The sequence below is a fragment of the Roseovarius marisflavi genome (assembly GCF_900142625.1).
Taxonomy (GTDB): domain Bacteria; phylum Pseudomonadota; class Alphaproteobacteria; order Rhodobacterales; family Rhodobacteraceae; genus Roseovarius; species Roseovarius marisflavi.
In genome coordinates, this window is record NZ_FRBN01000030.1 from 24,049 (window position 1) to 33,329 (window position 9,281).

Here is a 9,281-nt window from a genome sequence, read left to right on the forward strand (position 1 = left end):
GCTCTTCCCGCGCGGCGGCGGTCACGGCGGACAGCGCCGTATCGCCCGCGTGAAAGCTTTCGGTGGCGATCCCTTCGGCATAGATCACCTCGTGGCGATCAAACATGATGTGGATATAGGTCACCTCGTCGCGCGGGCAGACGCGCACATCACGGTCATTGACCAAATGCTTGGCTGCCACCAGAACCTCGCTTTCGCCAAACAAAAGCTCGGCACGATAGCCGGTGAACAGAATTCGGTGTTGCGGCGAGACAAGCAGCCCTTCGCGCGCCCCCTCCATTACGCTTGAGGCGACCGAGACTGGGGCAAAATCGCCAATGCCGGGCACCGTCCGCTGGCCGATCCAGCGGATCGCCTGAAGCCCGTGATCGCGCGTCACCACCAAGTCGCCGAGCTGCAGGTTTTCGATCGCCCGTTCGCCAAACTGTGTCAGGATCCGCGCGCCGGGGGTGAAACAGATGATGTTCTCGATCTCGCTAAAGGTCACGACCGAGCCATTGATGGTGAAAGTCCCGCCGAGCCCACCGGCCGTATCGCCGGTATTGGTAAATTTGATGTCGGCGCGGCTGATGTCAGAGGTCAGGCGAAGCGTATCGCCCTTGGTTTCATCGCCTTCGCCACCGACGATGGTGATCGCGCCGCTACCAGCTTCGCCAAGTTCGCTAAGGATGAAGAGGTCGTCGCCATCGCCACCCTCTGCGGTGTCGCCCTGTGCGGCCTGAATCGTGTCGTCTCCGGCACCGCCGACAATGCTGTCGGCACCGATTCCGCCTATGAGAAGGTCGTTGCCATCGTCACCGAAAAGCTCGTCCGTTCCCGCGCCGCCAGTCAGGGTGTCCGCCTCGCCGCCGCCGCTCAGACTATCGTTGCCCGCGCCTCCAAGGATAGAATCCTCGCCAGTGACGCCCTGCAGCTTGTCGTCGCCAAGCCCGGCGATCACCGTGTCATTGCCGGTCCCGGCCAGAACCAGATCGTCATTGCCACCATCAGCGGCGTCAGTGTTGTCGATCCGGTCGCCCTCGGGGTCGCCAAGATAGGCCGCGTCAATCAGATCACCGCCGCTTGTGCCCTCGACGATGAAGTCGCCGACAGAGGGCGGAATGCCCATCGCCACCAGTTGATCGACGCTGTTGACCTCGGCCAGAGTAACGCCGACGAGGGTCACGCTTTCGCCGCCCGGGAAGGACAGAACCGCATTGCCGGATGTGTCTTCGCTGACGGTGACATCCTCGGTCGTGACCGGGTTGCCGCTGGCGTCATTCAATCCGCTGACGTCAAACTGATCGCGGCCGTCAAAGGTGCCATTGCCATTGTCGATCGGCGCCTCAAAGCTTGAAACGACATCCGCGCCAGAGCCGTCCTGAAGCACCAGAACGTCGACCTCGCCGTCGCCGGGGCCAAGGTCAATCTGGTCATCGCCGGTGCCGCCGTCAATCGTGTCGGCGCCGGACGAGGCCACAAGTGAATCGTCGCCCGCGCCACCCTCGACATAGTCGTCGTCAAAGCCGGAAAACACCGTGTCATTGCCGCCGCCCGCGATGATGCTGTCGTTGCCATAGTTGCCGATGATCTCTTCCACACCGTCCGAGCCGATGACCGTGTCACTGCCGGTGCCCATCTGGAAGCGTTCGATCTCGAAGAATTCGGTGACCGAGGTGCCATCGGTGATCGTGCCCGCCTCGGGGGCGGTGAAATTGATCGTCAGCGGGGTGGAGATGGCCGAAAAGTTGATCCGGTCGCCTTCGCCCGCGATCTCGCCGGCTTCGCCCCCATAGATCGTGTCGTTCTGAAGCACGGCATCGAGAAAGATTTCATCGTCGCCAGAGCCGGCAAAGATCAGGTCATTGCCAAGGCCGCTGTCGATGCTGTCATTGCCGTCGCCCGCAAGGACGGTGTCGTCGTTGCTAAGGTCGGCGGCATCATTGGCGTCGATACGGTCGCCCTCTGGGTCGCCAAGATAGTCGGTGTTGATGACATCGGCCCCCGACGTGCCGTCGACGGGGCCGGGTTCGGGGATGCCCATCGCGGCAAGGGCCGCAGGATCCGAGACCGCCGCAGGCGCGACCCCGATCAGGGTCAGGCTCTCGCCGCCCGGAAAGGTGAGAACCGCGTTGCCGTCGCCGTCACTGGTCACGACCGCATCGACGGTGTTGACCGGATTGCCGCTCAGGTCCTGAAGGCCGCTTACGTCAAGCTGATCGCCGCCCGTGAACGTGCCGTCGCCATTGTCGATAGGCGCGGCAAAGCCGGTGACCGCGTCATTGCCGGACCCGTCGGCCAGCACGATGGTGTCAATACCGCTGCCGAGGATGATATTCTCGATCTCGCCAAAGGTGGCGGTAAAGGCGCCATCGCTGACGCTGCCGGCTTCGGGGTCGGCACTTGTGAGGTCAACCGTGGTCGGCCCGGTCACCGCCGAGAGATCAAGCGTATCGCCGAGGGTTTCACCGGTTTCGCCGCCGGCGATCACATCGTTGCCCGCATCGCCACCGCTCAGGGTGCTCGTGGTAAGATCAACCGAAACGCCGCTGCCGGAGGCCGAATAGTCGATGATATCAAGCCCGGTATCACCAGAGAAGGTATCGGCGCCGTCACCCGCCACGAAGGTGTCATCGCCAGCCCCGCCGGCAAGGCTGTTGTTGCCGATGCCGCCGCTCAAAAGGTCATCGCCGCCGCCGCCCAGAATGGTGTCGTCACCCGCCTCGCCAAAGATCGTGTCAGCGCCCTCGCCACCATCAAGCAGGTCATTCATCATGACCGGGGTCGCGGCGGTGATGACGGGCGTATTGGTGAATTCGAAAGACCCAAACCCATAGGCGGTAAAACCGGCCCGCGACGTCATGGTGAAATCCATCGACGACTGCCCTTCAAAGAGGAACTGCGCCCAGTGATTTTCGTCGGTAAAGCCCGAGCTGGTCCCGTCGGACGAGGCGGTCAGCGTGTCGGCGGTTGCGGTCGCGGTCAGGTTGGTGGCCGGATTGCCGGACAGGGCAAGCCCGGTCACATCGCTTGACGACGCGCTTACGCTTTCGGCGACAGTGTCGATGTCGCGGAAGGTCAGGGCGCCGTCGACCTGGATCGGTTCGCCCGTGGCCTGATCGAAAAAATCGAAGCGAAAGGTCACGCCGATGCCCGCATCCACACCGCTATCGGAGTTGAGCCCGATGGTATCGCCAAGGTCGACGATCATGTTCGGGTCTTCGACGTCAACCACGGTCACGCGCATCTGAACGACGGTGCCGGTATCGGTGGTGGCAACGCTGTCATAGGTTGCGAACTGGCCCACGGGGCCGCCGGTGCCCGCGCCCGACTCCGAGATATTGGCCGCGTTCAGGGTAAAGTTGCCAATCGTGCCGGCAAATGTGCCGCTATCGCTACCGTCGCCAAAGATCAGGTCATCGCCGGTGCCGCCGCGAACCGTGTCGTCGCCATCCCCGGCAATCACCGTATCCTGACCGTCCCCCGCCTCGATCGAATCGTTCTTGCTGGCGGGGGCATCAAGGTCCACGGCATCGCCCTGTGCGTCCGTGAATTCGGTGTCGATCAGATCGTCGCCGGCCGTGCCGTCAACAACGCCATCGGTGGTATCGGTATAGCTTGGCGCCGAAACGACGCTTGCCGTGCCGCTATCGGTGAACCAGGTGTCAGGCGTGAAATAGACGCTGCCATCGCTACCCAGAAAATAAGTGCCGGTATCGGTGACGTTCGGATAAAAGTTCCCGTCATCTGACCAGATTCCGCTCCACGTCCACTCATCGGTGCCGAGCGTGCTGTCGATGGTAAAGGTCGATTGGGTTGCTGAAATCGTGTCGCCCGACTCAAGGGTGTTGTTCTCAAGGCTGACAAGATACCCGATTGCCATAAATCATTACTCCAGACGTTACTTTCAGGCATTTGACCTGACAGAATGCATTTCCTTTCAGGGCTATGTCGTGGGATTCACGCCACCCTAGCCCCGTTTCGTTAGATTTTTATTAATCGCCAAGGAGGGTATGATTCGGGGCGCAATGCGGCATGACTGCACCGCCGCGCCACAATTTCCCGCGCGGATCAGGCCGCCATGATGAGGGGGACCGGTGCAGGGATCAAAAGCCGTGCTTCATGGCGCTTGAGACAGGGGCGCGCGGTCAGGCCGTATGCATTAGGATTGGCGCGCAACTCCGGGAAAACGCTGAACATTTCCTCGCGGGAGCGATCCGAGATCGCCGAAACCCCGATGTCGCCCACGTGAAAGCTTTCTGTGGCGGCACCATCTGCATAAACCACCTCATGCTCATCGAGCATCATGTGAATATAGGTCACCTCTGCCTGCTCGGTCGCAACCACGTCGCGCCCATCCAAAAGGTGCTTGGCGGCGACCAGAACCTCGTCACACCCAAACAAAAGCTCGGCCTTGTAGCCGGTGAACAAAAGCCGGTGCTGTGGTGAGACCAAGAGCGGGCGCGTCGCCCCGTCAAGCACATGCGCCGCAATGGAAATCGGGGCGAACTTGTCAACACCGGCCACTGTGCGGCTGCCGATCCAGCGGATCGGACGGGGCCCGTGATCGCGGGTGATCACCATGTCGCCGGGGCGCAGCGTTTCAATCGCGCGCTCGCCATGCGGGGTAAGAATGCGCGCGCCGGGGGTGAAACAGATGATGTTCTCGATCTCCGAGAAGGTGACAACCGTGCCATCCGCCATCGTGAAATTGCCCGAAAGACCGCCCGCGGCGTCATCGGTGTTGGTGAATGTTATGTCGGCCAGTGACACATCGGCGTTGAGTTGCAGCGTGTCGCCGCCGGTCTCATTGCCTTCGCCGCCCACGATATTGATCGTTCCGGCACCAGCCTCGCCAAGGTCCTCGATGATAAAAAGGTCATCGCCATCGCTGCCAAAGGCTTCGTCGCCCTGCGACACGAACAGGATGTCATTGCCGGTGCCGCCATAAAGCATGTCCGCCCCGGTGCCGCCCAAGAGCGTGTCATCTCCCGCGTCGCCGTAGATCGTGTCATCGCCTAGCCCGGAAGCGACATAGTCAGCGCCCCCGCCCGCTACGACCGAGTCGTTGTTGCCGCCGACGGATCCCGGCTGTAGCGGGTTGCCGTCGCCATTGTCGATCAGGTCGCCTTCGAGATCACCCTGATAATTCACATCGATTATATCGTTGCCGCTTGTGCCTTCGACGATGTAATCTGGAGCAGGCTCGGTCCCGAGGTTCTGAAGGTCGATCGCTCCGTTTCCGAACGCATCCATTTCAGCCTGCGTTGTGGTATCGTTTGGCAAAAAGGTCAGGCGGGTCGTGTCGCCTGCGGACGGGTAGTCCTGCACCGTAATAATATAAACCGTCGAGCCTTCGAACTGGTCAGGGACCTGACCTGCACCGTCCCGTTTCAAGGTCGGAAGCGTTGCCGAAAGCTCGAAGGTAAAATCATACAGAACGCCGCCGATTTCGACCTGGGTGTCAGGGTCGGGTGCGCCGCCGTTGGTGTCCAGAGTCAGATCGCCATTCGTGCCCGAAGCGACAAACGTAATTTGCTGTGCCGGATCGCCCGTGAGGTTTAGCGCAGGGTTATTTGCGTTGTTGCTGTCTGTCCTGGCCCAAAAAGTATAAGACATTAGTTTACCCACTCGCCTTGGCTTGCCCGGATCGGGGGGGGGAATATACTGAAAATTCAGAAGTATAGACGGAGTTTACCCGTCTCACTTCTTTGTGGTGCCCAGCCAGAAGCCGCCGCGCTTTTTCACTGTGTTGCGGTTTTTTGCCGGTTTGCGTGTCTTGCTTTGCCTTTTGATTTTCCATTGCCACGTCGGTCGGATCAGATGCCCCCGTCACGCGAATTGGGCCAATCGTGCCAGCCGGTGCGCCGCCCAGAACCGAGTCATTGCCAAGCCCGGCAGAGGCGCTGTCATTCCCTGCCCCGGCGTTGATCGTATCGTCATTGCCGCCTGCGCCACCGCCGTTTCCGCTATCGACGGAATCGCCCTGCGCGTCGGTATAACTTGCGTCAATGATGTCGTCGCCGATGGTTCCGTCGACAGGCCCGTTTGTAACCGAGAACGTCGGCGCGCTCTGCACTGTCGCGCTGCTGATCGTGGTGACTGGCCCAAAATCCGGCACGAAATAGACGCTGCCGTCTGTCGCGAGGAAATATACGCCCGGCTCGCAGGTGTTGGTAAAGGTCTGGCCGTTCCAGGTGCCCGACCATATCCACTGCCCTGCACCAAGCTGCGTATCGGTGGTGAAGGTGATCAGCGGGCCGCCGATGCCATCGTTCGGGTCTAGCGATCCATCGCCCAATTGTACCAGATAACCGTCGGGCATAACCCATCACTCCTGCCACGCGGGGATGCACAATCCGCTGCTGCCTCTGCCGCGCGGGAGATCGTGATGTCACCCTGCGCTTTGGGATGCTTTGACTGCTCTCACATCCCGTTGTTTCCAATATGGATACACACTGTCTGGGGCGGCATTTCGCGCAATTTCAGGTAAATTTTAGATAGATTGGGGCAGGATCAGGGCGGCGCATTCTTAGGGTTGTGCAACCCTTCGCGCCCTCAGGTCACTGCAGCGCGGGCCTGATAGACCGAATCATCCCAGAGCCGGTTTTGCATGACATGGGCCAGACGGCGCGCCGCCTCCTTCACATCGTCCGCGCCGATATAAAGCGGCGCAAAGCCAAAGCGCATAAGGTCAGGCGCACGGAAATCACCGATCACCCCCTGCGCGATCAGGGCCTGCATGGCGGCGTAGCCATGCTCGAACTGGAACGACGCCTGCGAGCCGCGTGCGCTTGGGTCACGCGGGCTTGCCAGTGTCAGCATCGGACAAAGCGCCTCGACCTCGGCAATGAACATCTCGCTGAGCGCGATGGAGTGTCTGCGGATATCGCCAAGGTCAATATCGTCCCAGATATCCAACGCCGCCTAAAGCGCGGCCATTGCCAGAACCGGTGGCGTGCCGACGCGCATCCGCTCGATGCCCTTGCCGGGGCGATACCCGGCCTCAAACGCAAAAGGTGCCGCATGGCCGAGCCAGCCTGACAGGGCAGGAGAGGCGCGCGTCGCATGGCGCGGCGCCACATAGATAAAGGCCGGCGCGCCGGGGCCGCCATTGAGATATTTATAGGTACACCCCACGGCAAAATCCGCGCCACATCCCGCAAGATCAACCGGCAAAGCCCCCGCGCTATGCGCCAGATCCCAGATCGTCACCGCCCCCGCATCCTGCGCGCGCCGCGTTATCTCGCCCATGTCATGCAGCCGCCCGTTGCGATAATCCACCTCGGTGAGCAGGGTCACCGCAACCTCGTCCGTGATCGCGTCCGTCACTTCGTCTGGGGCGACAACACGCAATTCGTCTCCCCGGCCAAGCGCCTTGATCAACCCTTCGGCCATGTAAAGGTCACTGGGGAAATTGCCGCTGTCGGACAGGATCACCCGCCGCTCGGGGCGCATCTCAAGGGCGGCGGCAAGCGCCTGATAGACTTTGATCGACAGGGTATCCCCCAAGAACCACATGCCCCGGTTCCGCCCCGATCAGCCGCCCGATCCGGTCACCCAATAGGCCCGGTTGCGCCATCCATCCGGCCTTGTTCCAGCCGGTGACAAGCATCTCGCCCCATTCGTCCTGAACCCTTTGCTGAACCCTGGCCGCGGCCGCGCGGGGCAGGGGGCCAAGCGAGTTGCCATCAAGGTAAATCACCCCCTCGGGCAGATGAAACAGCGCTTTGGTGGCGGCAAAATCGGTCATTGCGGGGCTGGCACCCCAAGCTCGGCGCGCTTTTTCTTCGAGAGGTTCGCGGCGGCCATGTGATAAGACATCACCAGATGGTCGCACAGCGCCGCATCCCCAAGGCCGATCGGGTCGGTCACCTGCAACCACTTGAGCCCGCGTGACGCGAGATAAGGCGCGGGCCTGATCCCCGGCTGATCCTTCAACACCTCAAAGGCGATATCCGAGGCCTTGAAGGTAAAGGCATCGCGGCCGTGGTTCCAACCACAGATCGCAAACACCTTGCCGCCCACCTTCCAGACATCGGCATTGCCCCATTGCACCACATGGGTGGTGGCAATCAGAGACCGGCAAAACGCGTTGAACTCATCTCGGGTCATGTGGGGCCTCTGGGCTTCGGGCGGGGCCTCGGGCAGTCTAGCGCAACCGCACCGGCATCACCATCGTTGTTGAAAGTGACCCTGCCGGTCAAGCGATCGCTTTCCTTCCGGCCAGATGTCGCTAAGGTCAGGGGCATCCTCCCTCCGCTGGCACGGCAGGGCGCAACAGGAAGGCCGGAGCGATGAAGCAAGTCACCAAGGAAACCACAGACGAGGCGCTGATCAGGGAGTTCCTTGAACAAGGCGGCAGCGTCAGTGTCGGCAAGACAAAACCCATGCCAAGCGACCTTGGCATCAGCAAGAACACCTGGAACGTCAAGCTCACCAAAGAGGAAAAGGCCGCAAAGCGCAGCAAATAGGCCGTCTTTCGGCGCCTGGCCCTCTCAAGGATTCCCCCAGATGATCATCTATGGAATTAGCACATGCCCGGCCAGCCGCAGGGCCCGGAAAACCCTTGAGGCCGCCGGACACGCGGTCGAATTTCGCGACGTGCGCGCCGAGCCGATGAGCGAGGCGGAATGGGCCGAACTGATCGCCGAGTTCGGCGAGCGGCTGGTGGATCGCAAATCCACCGAATGGCACGGGCTGAGCGATTGGCTGAAACACGCAGAGGCCGACGCGCAACTGACCGCCAAACCCAAACTCATGGTCAGCCCGGTGATCCGCAACGGCGAGAGCTATTACCTTGGATGGGACGACACCATCGAGGCGGCGTTGCTGGCGGGGTGAGGGGAGGCGGGGGCTGTTGGGCTGAACCATCGTCTTATCAGGTGGTGACTGAATGCACCCTCGGCCCTGTAATGCCATGAGTGCCGCGCGCTGATACATCGCCTTCGACCAACCTGACCACCGACCTCCGCGCCCCGTTCCACATAGACGTCCTGCAACCCTCTAACCGCGCATTGGCGGCGGTCTCGGAGGAAGAGCATAGGTATCCGATTGAGAAACCCCAATCGTCAGGCAGGTCGATCACATCGCAAAATCCGCAGCGTGAGTGATAGGGGCCGTACGTCAGCCACACGCGCCAAAGCCGCGAGAGCGGCTTAGTCCAAGAGCCCTTATTGCTGAACGCTGCGGGCAGCTTCAATGACCTGTGTGGATGGCTCCTGCATAGCAAGACATTTTTGATCAGATTTGTGCATTTGTCAGAAGCAGTCATGTGTCCGGCCTGTTTGCGCGGTTTTGAC

5 protein-coding genes and 2 pseudogenes are annotated in these 9,281 nt (G+C 61.2%); 2 read left to right on the forward strand and 5 right to left on the reverse strand.

Features of this window, described 5'->3' with window-relative positions:
* Positions 1-55: 55 nt before the first annotated feature.
* The 5 genes and pseudogenes from BUB78_RS21410 to BUB78_RS17520 all read right to left on the reverse strand — a co-directional run.
* Positions 56-3,862 (reverse strand): annotated as a pseudogene (locus tag BUB78_RS21410) (Hint domain-containing protein); the annotation flags it as partial.
* Between the two features lie 188 nt (positions 3,863-4,050).
* Positions 4,051-5,598 carry a Hint domain-containing protein gene (locus BUB78_RS17505; RefSeq protein ID WP_073200349.1) on the reverse strand — a complete coding sequence of 516 codons (1,548 nt, stop codon included), beginning with the start codon at positions 5,596-5,598 and terminating at the stop codon, positions 4,051-4,053.
* A 4-nt stretch (positions 5,599-5,602) separates the two neighbouring features.
* Positions 5,603-6,304, reverse strand: a complete 702-nt coding sequence (locus BUB78_RS17510; RefSeq protein ID WP_073200351.1) for a hypothetical protein — start codon at positions 6,302-6,304, stop codon at positions 5,603-5,605.
* A 233-nt stretch (positions 6,305-6,537) separates the two neighbouring features.
* Positions 6,538-7,732 (reverse strand): annotated as a pseudogene (gene kynU, locus BUB78_RS17515) (kynureninase).
* Positions 7,729-8,094: an MmcQ/YjbR family DNA-binding protein gene (locus BUB78_RS17520; protein WP_073200353.1), complete on the reverse strand. Its 366-nt coding sequence runs from the start codon at positions 8,092-8,094 to the stop codon at positions 7,729-7,731. Before BUB78_RS17520 ends, kynU begins: the two are co-directional and overlap by 4 nt.
* A 182-nt stretch (positions 8,095-8,276) precedes the next feature.
* Between BUB78_RS17520 and BUB78_RS20760 the strand changes: the two genes are divergently transcribed.
* Both BUB78_RS20760 and BUB78_RS17525 read left to right on the forward strand, forming a co-directional pair.
* Positions 8,277-8,453 carry a hypothetical protein gene (locus BUB78_RS20760; RefSeq protein ID WP_170865100.1) on the forward strand — a complete coding sequence of 59 codons (177 nt, stop codon included), beginning with the start codon at positions 8,277-8,279 and terminating at the stop codon, positions 8,451-8,453.
* Between the two features lie 40 nt (positions 8,454-8,493).
* Positions 8,494-8,823: an arsenate reductase family protein gene (locus BUB78_RS17525; protein WP_073200355.1), complete on the forward strand. Its 330-nt coding sequence runs from the start codon at positions 8,494-8,496 to the stop codon at positions 8,821-8,823.
* The last annotated feature ends 458 nt before the right edge of the window (positions 8,824-9,281 follow it).

Coding starts and splice junctions, on each gene's coding strand:
- BUB78_RS17505 (WP_073200349.1), bottom strand. CDS start 5,598: ATGTCTTATACTTTTTGGGCCAGGACAGACAGCAACAACGCAAATAAC.
- BUB78_RS17510 (WP_073200351.1), bottom strand. CDS start 6,304: ATGCCCGACGGTTATCTGGTACAATTGGGCGATGGATCGCTAGACCCG.
- BUB78_RS17520 (WP_073200353.1), bottom strand. CDS start 8,094: ATGACCCGAGATGAGTTCAACGCGTTTTGCCGGTCTCTGATTGCCACC.
- BUB78_RS20760 (WP_170865100.1), top strand. CDS start 8,277: ATGAAGCAAGTCACCAAGGAAACCACAGACGAGGCGCTGATCAGGGAG.
- BUB78_RS17525 (WP_073200355.1), top strand. CDS start 8,494: ATGATCATCTATGGAATTAGCACATGCCCGGCCAGCCGCAGGGCCCGG.